The following is a 15,178-nucleotide window of genomic DNA, read 5'->3' as shown; positions in this document are numbered from 1 at the left end:
CAATCGGGATTATGGTATACTATTTTAGTTAAACGGGTCTTAGCAAAGGAAGTGCAAAATGACACAAAACCAAATTTCAATTCATGTAAAGTCAGTGATGAAACCAGAGACGGAACCGGCTGAAACGATCGAATTCCGAACAACTGGAACGTATCAAGAGAAGAATGACAAAACGTATCTCACTTACCATGAAGAACATGAAATGGGTCAAGTAAAAACTGTTGTCAAAATAAGTGAAAAAGAAATTTTTGTCATGAGATCAGGTGCAATTCAAATGAAGCAGCGCTTTCTCACTGGAGAAACAACCGTGACACATTACACGATGCCATTTGGCACACTTCAGCTCGATGTGCACACACATGGTATTGATCTTGATGTAGACAATGGGCTTCTACACATTACGTACGATATGCTGACAGGTGAAGATCAAAAGCATTTACATACATTATCGATTTCATATAAGGAGGATTTACGTTCATGAATATCGCAGAACAGGTCAAAGATGCGTTAAAAGAAGAAATCATTGCGGCAGTCGTCAAAGCAGGACTTGCTGATGAAAGCCAGGTGCCGGATGTTCTTTTGGAAGTGCCAAAAGACAAAACTCACGGTGATTATTCCACCAATATGGCGATGCAGCTTGCTCGCATTGCGAAAAAAGCACCACGTCAAATCGCCGAGGACATTGTGAATGCATTTGACAAAGGCAAAGCGTCAATTGAAAAACTGGATATTGCAGGTCCAGGATTCATCAACTTTTATATGAACAATCAATATTTAACGAAACTGATTCCGGCAGTTCTTGAAGCAAAAGAGGCTTATGGCGAAACGAATACAGGCGGCGGTCAAAAAGTACAAGTCGAATTCGTCTCAGCCAACCCAACAGGTGACCTTCACCTTGGACATGCCCGCGGCGCAGCTGTAGGAGATTCTCTTTGCAACATCCTTGATAAAGCAGGCTTCGACGTGAGCCGTGAATACTATATCAACGATGCAGGCAATCAGATCAATAACCTTGCTCTATCTGTAGAAGTACGTTACTTTGAGGCGCTCGGTCTTGAAAAAGAAATGCCAGAGGACGGGTACAGAGGAGAAGACATCAAAGGCATCGGGCAGAAACTTGCGGATGAATTTGGTGACCGTTTCGTGCATGAATCAGAAGAAGAGCGTATGAAATTCTTCCGTGAGTACGGTTTAAAATATGAACTAGAAAAACTACGTGTCGACCTAGAAAATTTCCGTGTCCCATTTGATGTGTGGTATTCTGAAACGTCTTTATATGAAAACGGAAAAATCGAACCAGCGCTAGAAACACTTCGCGCTAAAGGCTATGTCTTTGAAGAGGACGGCGCAACATGGTTACGTTCAACTGATTTTGGTGATGACAAGGACCGTGTCCTGATTAAAAAAGACGGCAGCTTTACGTACTTGCTTCCAGATATCGCATATCACAAGGACAAATTGGATAGAGGTTTTGACCAGCTCATTAACATTTGGGGAGCGGACCATCACGGCTACATTCCTCGAATGAAAGCGGCGATCCAAGCACTCGGATATCCAGCGGACAAACTGGAAGTCGAAATCATTCAGCTCGTTCACCTTTACAAAAACGGTGAAAAAATGAAGATGAGTAAACGTACAGGTAAAGCCGTCACAATGCGTGACTTGATTGAAGAAGTGGGCTTAGATGCCACTCGCTATTTCTTTGCAATGAGAAGTGCGGCGACACATATGGACTTTGACCTAGACTTAGCGATTTCTACGTCTAACGAAAACCCTGTGTACTATGCACAATATGCACATGCGAGAATTTGCAGCATGCTGCGTCAAGGGGAAGAAAAAGGCTACGAGCCAAACCTTGAAAAAGCAGATTTCTCTCACATTCAGTCGGATAAAGAATACGATCTTCTGAAAATCATCGGCAGCTTCCCAGAAGTTGTAGCAGAAGCAGCAGAAAAACGTATTCCGCACCGCGTCACAAACTATATCTATGATCTAGCATCAGCCCTTCACAGCTTCTACAACGCCGAAAAGGTCATTGATGTTGAAAATGAAACAAAAACAACAGCACGTCTATCGCTCATGAAAGCAACACAAATCACGCTTGCGAATGCATTAAAACTTATCGGCGTATCGGCTCCGGAAAAAATGTAATTATACGAAGAAACCCACTCGGAAAAGGAGTGGGTTTTTTGTTTGTATTTTTCATCGTTCAGCTTTTAAATCACTTTTATGTCTCTGGAAAATCTCAATTTCGTAATCCTCTAATGCTTGTTTAGGAAGTTGCTTTTCTAATGCAGATTGCAAACCTGCCATATCTTTTGAAGTATTGATGCCGATGGAAATTGTGGGATCTGTCTTGATAATCTGATAGTTAAACAATTCATGCTCTTCCCATAATGAGTCCAATACATGGATGATCTTTTCATCTAATTCCTCTTCAGAAAGGGTGAGAGTTTTTGAAGTGAAGCTTAATCCAGCAATACAAAGAGAAAAAACAAACCAATCAGACGTTTTATCATTATATCTCCTTTATGCAGTTAATATATTCCTAAAATAGATCATAACATCCAAATGTGTTTGTAGAAACAAGTTCATAAAGAGTTTTTTGACTTGATGATAATCAAGCAAGGTTCCTTATAGTTATTTAAATTGCTCTATTCAGAATCTGTTAAATAAAAACATCCGCTATCTACTAGAGACAGCGGATGTTGAACATTACCCAAGCGTATTAATAATGTTAGAAATAGAATCGAATAATTGACTAAGTACATCAGAGAACATGAGCGTATCCTCCTTTCAGAAAGCATGTAGTATGTGCGTGTCATAGGAATTACCCAAGTGTGTTAATGATGTTAGAAATAGAATCAAATAATTGGCTAAGTACATCAGAGAACATGTTTTTGCCTCCTCTCTTTTCTTTTTACATCTACTTAACGAAGGGGATGAAGGGTTGGATCACTTTTTCTAAAAAAATTTTAAAAAGAAATGATGGCATAGAAAAAGCACCCGCATATGAGGGTGCTTTTTAGGTTTTTATTTATGCATGAACACGCCATTGGATTTGTCCGCCGTCGCAGGAGAGCTCGGAACTCCCGCCAATCGGCAAGGTGAAGACCGGCTGTGTATGTCCGATATCGACATCGTAAATCACTGGAATGTGTTGAAGCATTGGGTCCTTATCTAGGATGAACCTCAAATGTTCCTCTGTCATTTTGGATTTCTTTTGAAAACGTCCGATGATTAACCCTTTAATGGATTCGGCATGCTGCAAGAGCGAGGCAAGGTCTCTGGCGAATGTTTCAGGAAAGACCAAGTCATCATCTTCTACAAATAAGATGGCATCCTTGATGCGAGGCATAAAGGGTGTCCCTTGCAGTAAGTTCAGTGTACAAAGATTTCCGCCATACAAGGTGCCTTCAGCTGTTCCTTCCTGATAAATCCCCCATGTTGTCGGATGAAACTGCCTATTTACTTGATCAAGATACCACGCATCATCACTCCACTTTGTAGAAGGGGTGAAATCAAATGGCTCGCTACTCATCACGCACGCTTGAAACAATGCTGTCTGCTCCTCTTGTCCTTGTTCCATTTGGAAACTGGAGAAATGAGGGCCTGAGTACGTCACCATGTCACATTTGGCGGTAATGGCGTTTGCAAGTGCGGTAATATCACTGTAGCCGCAAAGAACTTTTGGGTGCTGACGAATCAAATCATAATCTATATAAGGCAAAAGCTCATTGCAGTTAAAGCCGCCGATTGCTGTCAAAATGCCGTCGACTTCATCATTTGAGAATGCCTCATGTAGATCAGATAAACGGTGTTCAATAGAAGAAGAGGAATGCAGATCACATTCAAACACGTGTTGTCCAAAAGAAACAGTGAACCCTAATGCCTCTAAACGTTTTTTCGCCTGAGCCATTCCTTCTTTTGATAAAATGCTGGCACTTCGACTTGGAGCAATTACCCGAATGTGGCTTCCCTTTTTTAAAGCAGATGGTGTACGCATAAGTCATTTATCCTTTCCTTCACATATTTTCCATTATATCGGATCAAAACGTTCCAGTCTGTAAAAGCTAAAAGAAAGCAGCAAACTGTGCGTTTCAGACGAGCTGTGCAAAGGGTATGGAAAAGAAAAAGACAGAATGAGGGCGGAGAATGTGAAAAAGAGGAGACTGGAATTTCTATTTTTATATTTCATGATATTCGGGGCATATGTGGTGTTTTGGTGGCCGGTTCCAGCGTGGGGTTTTCAGCTTTACGCAGCTAGTTACATCGCCATCATTTTATTTAGTATTATTTCGCTTATGCTAGAGAACCGGACATCACAGCACACGCTGTTATGGATGTATGTACTGATCTTTTTCCCGATCATCGGCTATATGTTTTATTTGTTCTCAGGACAGCTTTATGTCAAAGGACATTTGTTTAAATCAAAGAGAATGTATAACCGTGAAAAATTACGCAGAATATCAGAGCTTGAGAGTAAACCGGATGAGACGCGTTTAACCGATAATCAGCGTGCTTTTTTTCATTACACAGAAAAAGCAACGGGTATGCATGTAAATACAAATAGTGATATGGAGATTTTAAAGAATGGAGAGGAAACCTTTCCTCGTATTTTTGAAGAATTAAAAAAGGCAAAAACGTTCATCCATATAGAATATTACATGTTCAAATCTGATTTCCTCGGTCACCGGATGATGGAGATCCTGATTGAAAAAGTGAAAGAAGGAGTAGAGGTTCGATTCATCTATGATGCGGCTGGCAGCATTCGCTTCTCACGAAAAGATATTAAACGATTGAAGCAGGCGGGGATAAAGGTCGCTCCTTTTCTGCCATTAAAATACGGATTCTTTAATCAAAAATTTAATTTCCGAAATCACCGAAAAATCGTGATTATTGATGGAGAAACAGGATTTGTTGGCGGGCTCAATGTCGGGAAGGAATATGTAGGACGCGATGAAAACATCGGCTTTTGGCGTGATACGCATACGATGTTAAAGGGTGAAGCCGTTCAGACACTTCACTCCATATTTATGCTGGACTGGGAGTATGTATCAGATGAAGTGTTAATTGATGATCCGAAGTATCACACCCCGCATCCTGTGACAGGAGAAGATGTCATTCAGGTCGTGCCGACTGGACCTGATATGAAGGAAAGTATGAGTGATTTATATGACGCACTCATTTCGAATGCACAGCAATTTGTTTGGATTGCGACGCCTTATTTTGTCCCAAATGAATCCATTCGCACAGCGTTAAAAATTGCGGCGACAAGAGGGGTGGATGTGCGTGTGATGGTGCCTGAGATTAATGATGGATTTCTCACGCAATACGCCACACGATCTTATTTTTCTGAGCTTTTGAAAGAGGGCATCAAGGTGTATCACTATCAAAAAGGATTCATGCATCAAAAGGTCATGATTGCAGATGGAGAACTTGCCTCTGTCGGAACGGCCAATGTTGATATGAGAAGCTTCCAACTCAATTTTGAGGTCAATGTCTTTACAGCGGCAAAGAAACCGATCGAGCAATTGATGGCTCATTATGAGGAAGATATGAAAGAATGTGAGCAAATGGGGCCGGTTCATTTTTATAAAAGGGGCTTAAAGGAACGTTTAAAGGAATCGTTTGCGCGATTGTTTTCAGGTGTATTGTGAGGGTTTCCAGGGAAAGAAATCATTTCCTGATCTAGTATTTCGATAATGATTCCTCTATAATTGAAAATGATTATCAATTATAGAGGAAGTGAGGTTCTTTTACATATGCTAAAACGCTTTTTTGCCTATTACAGGCCCTATCGTGGTCTGTTCTTTTTAGATTTCTTTTGTGCTGTGGCCGTCGGACTCATGGAACTAGGTTTCCCGCTGATCGTGAACTACTTCATTGATACATTATTACCAACAGGAAACTGGACGGTCATTGCCTGGACCGCACTTGCGCTGTTTGTCATTTACGCACTCAGCTCAGTGATGCAATTTATCGTGTCGTATTGGGGACACATGCTTGGCATTAACATTGAGACCGATATGAGAAAAAAGCTATTTGATCATTTTCAGCGTCTCTCATTTAAGTTCTTTGATAACAACAAAACGGGTAAGCTTATGTCTCGAATGACCAATGACCTCATGTACATTGGTGAGGTGGCTCATCACGGACCTGAGGATTTGTTTATTGCGATTATGACCATTCTTGGCGCCTTTGCCGTCATGCTCATGATTAACTGGCAGCTTGCCATTTTAACCTTCTTGATTATGCCAGTCATCATCTGGTTAGCCCTTCATTTTAATAAAAAAATGACACAGGCGATTACACAACTCAACAATGACATTGGAGATTTTCATGCAAGGGTTGAAAACAATATTGGCGGTATTCGTCTTGTTAAAGCCTTTGCAAACGAACATTTCGAGAAAAAGCGCTTTGCTGAAAATAACAACCGCTTTCGAAAAGCGAAACTTCTTTCCTATAAAATTATGTCAGTTAACGGATCAATCAGCTATATTCTCACAAGGCTTGTGACGCTGTTTGTCCTTCTGGCAGGTACATGGTTTGTTCTTCAAGGTCAATTAACGGCAGGCGGATTTATCGCCTTTGTCTTGATCACAAATGTATTATTCAGACCCATTGATAAGATCAACACGGTGATTGAAATGTATCCAAAAGGCATTGCCGGTTTTAAAAGCTATGTCGATTTGCTTGAAACAGAGCCAGATGTGAAGGACACAGAAGGAGCACGTGATCTTTACGGCTTGAAAGGTGAAATTGAGTATCGAGACGTGACATTTGGCTACGATGAGCACAGTCATGTATTGAAGGATATCAACTTAAAGATCAAACAAGGGGAAACTGTTGCGTTTGTCGGGCCTTCAGGAGCGGGGAAATCGACCATTTGCAGTCTGCTGCCTCGTTTTTATGATGTGGACGAAGGAGACATCACCATTGATGGTGTGAGCACAAAATCGATGACCTTGTCCTCTTTAAGACAGCAGATTGGCATTGTGCAGCAGGATGTCTTTTTATTCTCAGGCACCATTCGTGAGAATATTGCGTACGGCAACCTAGAAGCGAGTGATGCAGACATTTGGGAGGCGGTGCGACGTGCCCATTTAGAGGAGCTCGTTCAGCGTTTCCCAGAAGGGTTGAATACGGTCATTGGAGAACGCGGCGTTAAGCTATCCGGCGGTCAAAAGCAACGCCTGTCAATTGCACGGATGTTTTTGAAAAACCCGTCTATTCTTATTTTGGATGAAGCGACGTCAGCACTTGATACAGAAACAGAAAAAGCGATCCAAGACGCACTAAGCGAACTGGCAGTCGGCCGGACGACACTCGTCATTGCTCACCGCCTTGCGACAATTAAACATGCAGACCGAATTATCGTCGTGACAGAGGAAGGCATTGAAGAACAAGGCCGCCATCAAGACTTAATCCAAATGGGCGGCGTCTATAGCAGACTGCATGAAGCGCAGTTTGGTCATTGAAGAGAAGTGATTGAATGAGTCCAGCTATTAAGCTGGGCTCTTTTTGATAGGATAAAATCTTCTTTTCCATTTAAATGGAATGTTGATATACTATAAGGCAATTGGATTCAAAAGGAGAGGATGGCTTGAGTGAAACGGCAAAAACAGTCATGATCAAAAGCATTCACTATGTGACGCTCGTTGGCTTATTTATTTTAATCATTCCCGCTGGACTCAATCCAGTCTTTTTTTATGTGGGAATGATTTTGTTTGGCATCAATACTGGAGTGAACGTCATAGGTAGTTCTCTGAGCAGAAAAAAGATATTTGCGATGCTGGCCATCAGTTTTGCTGTCATATTGTTTGGGCTGTTTAAGCTCTTATATTAAATCTGAGCCCTTTTGAAAAAGGGCTTTTTTTGCTAGGATAGTAAAAACTCGTGTAGGAAGGATCTGATGGAATGAAGGGGCTTCGGCATTTACAGAAGGGCGATAAAATAGGTATTTATTCTCCCTCAAGTCCAGCATCTGCCACCTCGCCTCTTAGGTATGAGCGGGCGAAGGAATGGCTTGAACAAAAGGGATTCATTGTGGTACCAGGATCATTAACAGGGAAAGAGGATCACTATCGTTCGGGAACGATTCAAGAACGAGCAGCTGAGCTGAATGAGCTGATGGCGAGAGAAGATTTGTCCTGTATCATGTCGATGATTGGGGGGACGAACTCGAATAGTTTGTTGCCTTATCTTGATTTTGAGCTGCTGAAGAAGCATCCGAAAATCATGATTGGTTATTCAGATGCGACGGCGATTCTTTTAGCGGCTTATGAAAAAACGGGTTTTCCTGTTTTTTACGGGCCTGCACTTGTGCCGTCTTTTGGAGAGTTTGAACCATTTGTTAATCATACATATCAATCTTTCGAGGATATTCTCATTCATCCGCAGCCCATCCCATATCAGGTGAAAAAACCGCCCTTCTGGACGGACGAACGGATCAACTGGGAAGAGAAAATACGAGAAAAAGAAAAACGTCCAAACGATTGGATGTGCGTCATTGAAGGGCAGGCAGAAGGCAGACTGATCGGCGGGAACCTAAATGCCATGTATGGCATATGGGGAAGTGAATTCATGCCTCAAATCCAAAAAGGCGATATCCTTCTCATTGAAGATTGTATGAAAACCGCCTCCATCGTCGAAAAGAACTTCTCTCTGTTAAAGATAAATGGTGTGTTTGAACGGGTATCTGGTATCCTCTTAGGGAAACATGAGCTGTTTGATGATGAAGGAACGGGCAAAAGGCCGCACGATCTTTTACTTGAAGTACTGGGAGATACAAAGAGGCCGCTCATCGCGGAATTTGACAGTGCCCATACGCATCCGATGCTCACGATGCCAATCGGTACACAAGTAAAAATGAATGCAACGTCACGCGAGGTTTGGCTGACAGAAGCATGGATATAGAAAAAGAGAGCAGCCCTAAGGCTGCCCCAGCGTGTAGACAAACCCTCGCATTCGGTGTCAGTCCTGCGTGCCGGTGCTCACGAATGTGACATTCGCTCCGCGCCGGTACTCGTCCTTCCTAGACTGCAAAGGTTTTCAACTACGCTGAAAAGAAGACAAAGGGATAAAATAAGGTTCATTTTATCCCTTTGTCAGCCTAAGGCTGCCTTTCTTTACGAAGCATTCTCTTTTTCAAACGGCTGAAGAAGGTCTTGTGCCTCTTTTCCTTCTACCACGATTAAATAGTCTGATTCTAAATGAGTAAGCCTAAAGGTTTCTAGCTCTACGATGTTCTTAATGTTGCACATTGTTTTTTTAGAATATACATATAAACGATGCTGAGCGTGTTGGCACTTTTCGTATAGAGAAATAAGCTTATGTAAATTCAATGCTTTCGCAGCAATTCGGATTGAATAGATTTGTGACATCTTCATATCCTCCTGTTAAATACTTTCTCACAATAGCTTTGTTACCCCCGTTGTGATAGAGGTAAACCTTTCTCTACGATTTCCACTCAATGGTGCCTCCGCTCGTCCGCCGATTGCCTCTGATCGCTGACAGCTCCTCAACAAGACGGAGCAAAGCCTGATCCTTTTTCTTTGCCTCAATCATAAAATCCACATCACGACCATACGACTTTAAAGCTTGAAAAAGTGGCAATACAAAGGACCTCTCCACTCCATCCGCATGGCTTCGTATCGCCTTTTCTGATTTTGGTGAGGATAAGTGGATTTTAGGCGGTATGCCAGTGTTTGCCCACGTGTCAAACACTCTTGGCAAAATGTCATCAAGTGCCGCATCATCATCTTTGTTTGCAATGTGATGGTGGTAATCAAATACAAACGGGATGCCATGCTTTTCACAAACATCAAGCGTTTCCAATGACGTATAGGTTTTGTCATCATTTTCAAGCGTCATTCTCGCCTTGATATGTGCAGGAAGCTGCTTTATATTTTCATCAAAACGCTGTAAAGCAGATGCCTTGTCGCCATATGCACCTCCGACATGAATGTTCATATAGCCTTCCTTTTCAAGCTTCATGGCCTCAAGCATTTCATAATGATAGGTCATATCAATGACGGCGTTTTCTGTAATGGATGGCTTTGGACTTGTGAACAAAGTAAATTGATTGGGGTGAAAGCTCACTCGTAATCCGTGCCGCTTTACGAGTTGACCAATCTCTAGAAATTCTTTGCGAAAGGGTGTCACAAAGTCCCACCGCACCTCAGGATGGGTGGCGAGCGGGACAATCGAGCTTGAAAAACGGTAAAGCGGAATATCATGGGCAATCGCAAAATAAAGCGTTCTTAATGTATTGACGAGGTTGGCTTTCGTCGTTCGCAATAGAGCTTCTGTCCCCTCTTCCTTTGAGAGCTTACTGTATCTTGCAAAGGTCAGCGACTTGGCAGGTGAAGCTTCCCATAAAGTGACGGCGTTGGATACATAACCAAATCGATAACGCATAGGTCAACTCCTTTATAAAAAATACGAGAACAGGGCGCCTATCCACTCAATTGGACGCGTGAGAAGTGGGCGTTGTTTGTATTTTTCTTCAATCATCAGTTCTGACACTTCCATGTGTTCACGAATCTTTTCCTCTACATGTGCGGTGAAGGCGGGATCATCAATGGCCACATCCACTTCTTCGTTGAAAAACAAACTTCGTTTATCAAAGTTCGCTGTACTGATCATACAACGGCTATGATCGATGAGAATGGCTTTCGCATGATAAAACCCTTTATAAAAACGATACACAAGACATCCAGCAGCAATCAGATCTTTCAAATAATGAAATCCAGCTTCTTTCACAAGCGGGTGATCTGCCTTCATTGGGATGATGATGTCGACAGTCACGCCTCGCTTCCGTGCGTCAAGAAGGGCGCTTAGAAGAGGAGCAGATGGAATAAAATAGGGCGTGCAGATGGTGATTTGCTTTTTCGCTTGTTGAATATCGTGAAGAAATAAGGCTTCTAAAGAAAAACCTGCCGTCGCACGTGTAGTGCACTGTAATGTTCCCGGTTCCAGTGTAGGAAAAACCTCGTATTGCAGCTGGTGAATACCAGATGACCGGTACAAATCATTCAGAAACACGTGCTGGAGGTCTGCGACAACCTGTCCTGTCATGCGCAGGTGATAGTCTTTCCAAATGCCAAACCTGCCGTTTTTCCCTACATATTCATCGCCGATATTAAACCCGCCAATGTAGCCGATCTTCCCATCGATCACCGTGATCTTGCGGTGATTTCTCATGTTCAAGCGATAAATGAAAAAAGGAAAACGTGGTTTGTTTAAAAAGTAAAATTGAATGCCACTTTTTTCGAGCATCTGAATGGATGTTTGATCAAATGGATAGGAGCCTAACCGATCAGTGAGCAAAAAAACCGAAACACCTTGCTCTGCTTTCGCTTTAAGTGCTTGCAGAATCCTTTGCCCAATCTTGTCGTTCTTTACAATAAAGAACATCATATGAATAGAAGAAGAGGCTTGCTGTATATCCGTAAGCAGCTGATCAAACAGTGGTTCGCCATCATGATAAAAAACTGCATCGCCGCTTGTTTGGTCAAAAGACCGTTCAAAAGCATGGGTAGAAAAATATTTTCTCCCTATATAAAGATCTAGCCTGACGAGTAGAACAATGACGAAGACGACGAGTAGAATGATCCATGCGATCATGAAGGTTCCTCCTTTTTTACATATGACGATAGTGTACCCAAATGGGCAAAAAATATTGACTGAATACTCATTCATTATTTATGATAGAGGTACAACATGGAAACGGAACAAAGTGGGTCTTGGGGAATGAAAGGGGGAGCAAGATGAATAGCCTTTTAATTGTTAACTTGATTGCATTTGCGGCAGTGACCGCTTACGCTGTGTATTTGTTTATTTATCTCATTCGAACACGAGCCGCGTATATTCGTCTTGGCAAAAAAGAAGAATTTCAGAAAGACATGAAAAAACGCTTAGAACGTGTTTGGGTGAATGTGTTTGGTCAAAAGAAACTGCTGAAGGACAAGAAGAGCGGCATCATTCATGTGCTGTTTTTCTATGGATTTATTTTAGTGCAGTTCGGAGCCCTTGATTTTATTATGAAGGGACTTGTTCCAGACAGCGGGCTACCATTAGGTCCGCTTTACGGTGTCTTTACGTTCTTCCAAGAGGTAGTCACACTTCTCATTTTAGTGGCGGTGGTTTGGGCGTTCCATAGAAGATATGTCGAGAAGTTAGTCCGTTTAAAAAGGGGCTTTAAGTCAGGGCTTGTCCTTTTGTTTATTGGCGGATTGATGCTGACCGTATTACTAGGAAACGGAATGAACATCATTTGGCATGGGCACTCACTATCAGCAACTGAGCCAATTGCTTCCGGCATTGCTTTCTTGCTGGGCTGGCTGTCACCACTTGCGGCAACAATTGTTTTCTATGTCGCATGGTGGGTGCATCTTCTTATTTTACTGACGTTCTTAGTGTACGTCCCGCAGTCTAAGCACGCCCATCTTATCGCTGGCCCGGTCAACGTATTTGTCAGCAGATTGGACCCGCCAGGCAAACTGCAAAAAATTGATTTTGAAGATGAGACACAAGAAACGTTCGGCGTTGGGAAAATTGAAGACTTCCGTCAATCTCAGCTGATTGATCTTTACGCTTGTGTGGAGTGCGGGCGCTGTACGAATATGTGTCCGGCGACAGGGACGGGGAAAATGCTGTCTCCAATGGATTTGATTTTACGATTAAGAGATCATTTAACAAATAAAGGGGCTGCCATTACTTCAAAGACACCGTGGGTTCCGCAGCTTGCTTTCAAACAGACGACAGGAAATCAACTGGCATTACAGGCAAGGGGAGCTGGAGCGGAAGAATCTGCGGCGAGCGCAATGTATCATCCTTCTCTCATTGGTGAGGTCATTACAGAAGAAGAAATCTGGGCATGCACGACCTGCCGAAACTGTGAAGACCAGTGTCCTGTCATGAACGAACACGTCGACAAAATCATTGATATGCGCAGATACTTAGTGCTGACAGAAGGAAAAATGGATGCAGATGCACAGCGTGCGATGACAAGCATCGAGCGCCAAGGGAACCCGTGGGGATTGAATCGAAAAGAAAGAGAAAACTGGCGTGATCTAAGAGAAGATGTGCACGTACCGACAGTGAAAGAACTGAAAAAAGCAGATCAGACCTTCGACTATTTATTCTGGGTTGGATCGATGGGTGCATATGACAATAGAAGCCAAAAGATTGCTCTTGCCTTTGCAAAACTGCTCAATGAAGCAGGGGTTTCTTTTGCCATCCTAGGCAATAAAGAGAAAAACTCAGGTGATACACCGAGAAGACTTGGGAATGAATTTTTGTTCCAAGAGCTTGCTGCAAAAAACATCGAAGAATTCCAAAAAAATGACGTAACCAAAATCGTCACGATCGATCCGCATGCTTACAATTTATTTAAAAACGAATACCCAGACTTTGGACTTGAGGCAGAGGTGTATCATCATACAGAATTACTGGCAGAGCTAGTAAAAGAGGGGAAATTAACGCCTATTCATGAAGTGAACGAAGTCATTACTTTCCACGATTCTTGCTACCTAGGCAGATATAACGAGGTCTATGATCCGCCAAGAGATATTTTAAAAGCCATTCCTGGTGTGACACTGAAAGAAATGGAACGGAATCGTGAATCGGGGATGTGCTGTGGTGCCGGCGGTGGCTTAATGTGGATGGAAGAAGAGACAGGTACTCGAATTAACACAGCGAGGACGGAGCAGGCCTTACAGGTACAGCCGTCCATCATCAGCTCAGGGTGCCCATATTGTTTAACCATGCTTGGGGATGGGACGAAAGCGAAGGAAGTAGAAGAGCAGGTCGGCACATTTGATGTCGCAGAACTTCTTGAAAAATCAGTGTTTGGCGAAACGAGAACGCAGGCTTCATAAAGGTGTCAGGCCGATGGATCTACTGTCCATCGGCCGATAAATGCCGAATTTTTAAGAGCTGTCTAGCATTTATGTAAGCGGTAACAAATAGGAGGGGAAGAAATGAGCACGACGGTCATTGTATCTGGAGCGAGAACACCATTTGGAAAACTAGGTGGAACTTTAAGTCGTTTGACTGCTGCAGAATTAGGCGGGATGACGATAAAAGCTGCGCTGGAAAGAGCCTCAAATGTTCATGAAGTGGATGAAGTCATCATGGGCAGTGTCCTTCAAGGAGGACAAGGTCAAATTCCTTCAAGACAGGCAGCTAGACATGCAGATCTCCCTTGGTCGGTTCCGACGCAAACCATCAACAAAGTCTGTGCTTCAGGAATGCGCAGTGTCACGACAGCCGATCAAATCATTCGAGCGGGAGATGCCAAGGTGATCGTGGCAGGCGGCATGGAATCCATGTCTCATGCTCCTTATCTTCTGAAAAAAGCACGATGGGGTTACAAAATGGGAGATGGTGCTGTACAAGATGCCATGATTTTAGATGGATTAACCTGTTCGTTTACAGGTGTTCATATGGGTGAGTATGGAAGCATGGCGGCGAAAGAGCTTGGCATTACACGAGAAGAACAAGACCTTTGGGCGTTAAGAAGTCATGAACGAGCCATTGAGGCGCAAAAAAGCGGCTTTTTTAAAAATGAGATCATCCCCGTTACCGTCAAGAATAAAAAAGGAGATCAGCTGATTTCAGAAGATGAAGCCCCGCGGCGTGATACGTCATATGAACGTTTGTCAAAACTGATGCCCGTTTTCGATCAGGCAGGTACGATCACCGCTGGTAATGCACCTGGTGTCAATGATGGTGCAAGTGCGCTTCTATTAATGAAAGACACATACGCCATGCAGCAAGGTGAAAAACCTCTGGCAGTTGTGCTTGGGCATGCGCAAGTAGCAGTAGAGGCAAAGGATTTTCCGAAAACACCAGCCTATGCCATCGAAAAAGTGTTAAAGAAAACAGGGAAGCGAGTAGAGGATATCGATTTGTTTGAAATCAATGAGGCTTTTTCAGCGGTTGCATTGGCATGCGAAAAAATTCTTGGACTGGATCGGCGGAAAATGAATATGAACGGAGGGGCAGTCGCGATTGGTCATCCGATTGGAGCAAGCGGAACACGTATTATACTGACCTTGATCCATGCACTCAGACAAAGAGGCGGCGGGATCGGCATTGCGGCGATTTGCAGCGGCGGGGGTCAAGGTGATGCGATCATGATCAAGGTGGATTAAAAGGGAGGCGTTCA

Annotated in this window: 13 protein-coding genes; 8 read left to right on the top strand and 5 right to left on the bottom strand. The window is 43.0% G+C overall.

Annotated features, from left to right (window positions below; genetic code table 11):
- The first annotated feature begins 58 nt into the window (after window positions 1–58).
- Together AC0VYC_RS17340 and argS are read left to right on the top strand one after the other, a co-directional pair.
- Window positions 59–481: a YwiB family protein gene (locus AC0VYC_RS17340; RefSeq protein ID WP_008343509.1), complete on the top strand. Its 423-nt coding sequence runs from the start codon at window positions 59–61 to the stop codon at window positions 479–481.
- Window positions 478–2,151: an arginine--tRNA ligase gene (gene argS / locus AC0VYC_RS17335; protein ID WP_008343507.1), complete on the top strand. Its 1,674-nt coding sequence runs from the start codon at window positions 478–480 to the stop codon at window positions 2,149–2,151. Before AC0VYC_RS17340 ends, argS begins: the two co-directional genes overlap by 4 nt.
- 51 nt (window positions 2,152–2,202) lie before the next feature.
- Here argS and AC0VYC_RS17330 read toward each other — a convergent pair whose 3' ends face one another.
- A complete protein-coding gene (locus AC0VYC_RS17330) occupies window positions 2,203–2,481 on the bottom strand; it encodes a YolC/YozM family protein (protein ID WP_475390077.1) in 279 nt (92 codons plus the stop codon).
- A gap of 556 nt (window positions 2,482–3,037) precedes the next feature.
- Window positions 3,038–4,006 (bottom strand): S66 family peptidase, encoded by a 969-nt coding sequence (locus AC0VYC_RS17325; protein ID WP_047945764.1) that lies wholly within the window; start codon window positions 4,004–4,006, stop codon window positions 3,038–3,040.
- 151 nt (window positions 4,007–4,157) lie between these two features.
- On the opposite strand from AC0VYC_RS17325, the gene cls (AC0VYC_RS17320) reads away from it, so the two are divergent.
- From cls (AC0VYC_RS17320) to AC0VYC_RS17305, 4 genes are all read left to right on the top strand, one after another.
- Window positions 4,158–5,660, top strand: a complete 1,503-nt coding sequence (gene cls / locus AC0VYC_RS17320) for a cardiolipin synthase (RefSeq protein WP_025208143.1) — start codon at window positions 4,158–4,160, stop codon at window positions 5,658–5,660.
- 105 nt (window positions 5,661–5,765) lie between these two features.
- Window positions 5,766–7,481, top strand: coding sequence for an ABC transporter ATP-binding protein (locus AC0VYC_RS17315; protein WP_335350544.1), 1,716 nt, complete (start codon window positions 5,766–5,768; stop codon window positions 7,479–7,481).
- A gap of 125 nt (window positions 7,482–7,606) precedes the next feature.
- Window positions 7,607–7,849 (top strand): hypothetical protein, encoded by a 243-nt coding sequence (locus AC0VYC_RS17310; RefSeq protein ID WP_061420503.1) that lies wholly within the window; start codon window positions 7,607–7,609, stop codon window positions 7,847–7,849.
- A 71-nt stretch (window positions 7,850–7,920) separates the two neighbouring features.
- Window positions 7,921–8,919, top strand: a complete 999-nt coding sequence (locus AC0VYC_RS17305) for a S66 family peptidase (protein WP_475388913.1) — start codon at window positions 7,921–7,923, stop codon at window positions 8,917–8,919.
- Window positions 8,920–9,131: 212 nt separating this feature from the next.
- Here the strand turns inward: AC0VYC_RS17305 and AC0VYC_RS17300 are convergent, their stop codons facing one another.
- The 3 genes from AC0VYC_RS17300 to cls (AC0VYC_RS17290) form a co-directional block, all read right to left on the bottom strand.
- Window positions 9,132–9,386: a hypothetical protein gene (locus AC0VYC_RS17300; protein WP_008343494.1), complete on the bottom strand. Its 255-nt coding sequence runs from the start codon at window positions 9,384–9,386 to the stop codon at window positions 9,132–9,134.
- 73 nt (window positions 9,387–9,459) lie between these two features.
- On the bottom strand, window positions 9,460–10,422 hold the full coding sequence (gene uvsE, locus AC0VYC_RS17295; protein WP_475388911.1) for a UV DNA damage repair endonuclease UvsE: 963 nt from the start codon (window positions 10,420–10,422) through the stop codon (window positions 9,460–9,462).
- 12 nt (window positions 10,423–10,434) lie between these two features.
- Complete coding sequence (gene cls, locus AC0VYC_RS17290; protein ID WP_475388910.1) at window positions 10,435–11,631, bottom strand: cardiolipin synthase; 1,197 nt, start codon at window positions 11,629–11,631, stop codon at window positions 10,435–10,437.
- Window positions 11,632–11,774: 143 nt separating this feature from the next.
- Between cls (AC0VYC_RS17290) and AC0VYC_RS17285 the strand changes: the two genes are divergently transcribed.
- The gene (locus AC0VYC_RS17285) at window positions 11,775–13,886 is read left to right on the top strand and encodes a (Fe-S)-binding protein (RefSeq protein ID WP_024718768.1); all 2,112 of its coding nucleotides are present in this window, start codon (window positions 11,775–11,777) and stop codon (window positions 13,884–13,886) included.
- 102 nt (window positions 13,887–13,988) lie between these two features.
- Window positions 13,989–15,164, top strand: coding sequence for an acetyl-CoA C-acetyltransferase (locus AC0VYC_RS17280; protein WP_475388908.1), 1,176 nt, complete (start codon window positions 13,989–13,991; stop codon window positions 15,162–15,164).
- The last annotated feature ends 14 nt before the right edge of the window (window positions 15,165–15,178 follow it).

It is taken from the genome of Bacillus sp. iso_77, assembly GCF_056173625.1.
Note: the sequence above shows the minus strand (reverse complement) of the source record. Positions and strands in the feature narration are given on the sequence as shown.

Coding starts and splice junctions, on each gene's coding strand:
- AC0VYC_RS17280 (WP_475388908.1), top strand. CDS start 13,989: ATGAGCACGACGGTCATTGTATCTGGAGCGAGAACACCATTTGGAAAA.
- argS (WP_008343507.1), top strand. CDS start 478: ATGAATATCGCAGAACAGGTCAAAGATGCGTTAAAAGAAGAAATCATT.
- AC0VYC_RS17300 (WP_008343494.1), bottom strand. CDS start 9,386: ATGTCACAAATCTATTCAATCCGAATTGCTGCGAAAGCATTGAATTTA.
- AC0VYC_RS17340 (WP_008343509.1), top strand. CDS start 59: ATGACACAAAACCAAATTTCAATTCATGTAAAGTCAGTGATGAAACCA.
- AC0VYC_RS17305 (WP_475388913.1), top strand. CDS start 7,921: ATGAAGGGGCTTCGGCATTTACAGAAGGGCGATAAAATAGGTATTTAT.
- AC0VYC_RS17315 (WP_335350544.1), top strand. CDS start 5,766: ATGCTAAAACGCTTTTTTGCCTATTACAGGCCCTATCGTGGTCTGTTC.
- AC0VYC_RS17285 (WP_024718768.1), top strand. CDS start 11,775: ATGAATAGCCTTTTAATTGTTAACTTGATTGCATTTGCGGCAGTGACC.
- cls (WP_475388910.1), bottom strand. CDS start 11,631: ATGATCGCATGGATCATTCTACTCGTCGTCTTCGTCATTGTTCTACTC.
- AC0VYC_RS17325 (WP_047945764.1), bottom strand. CDS start 4,006: ATGCGTACACCATCTGCTTTAAAAAAGGGAAGCCACATTCGGGTAATT.
- uvsE (WP_475388911.1), bottom strand. CDS start 10,422: ATGCGTTATCGATTTGGTTATGTATCCAACGCCGTCACTTTATGGGAA.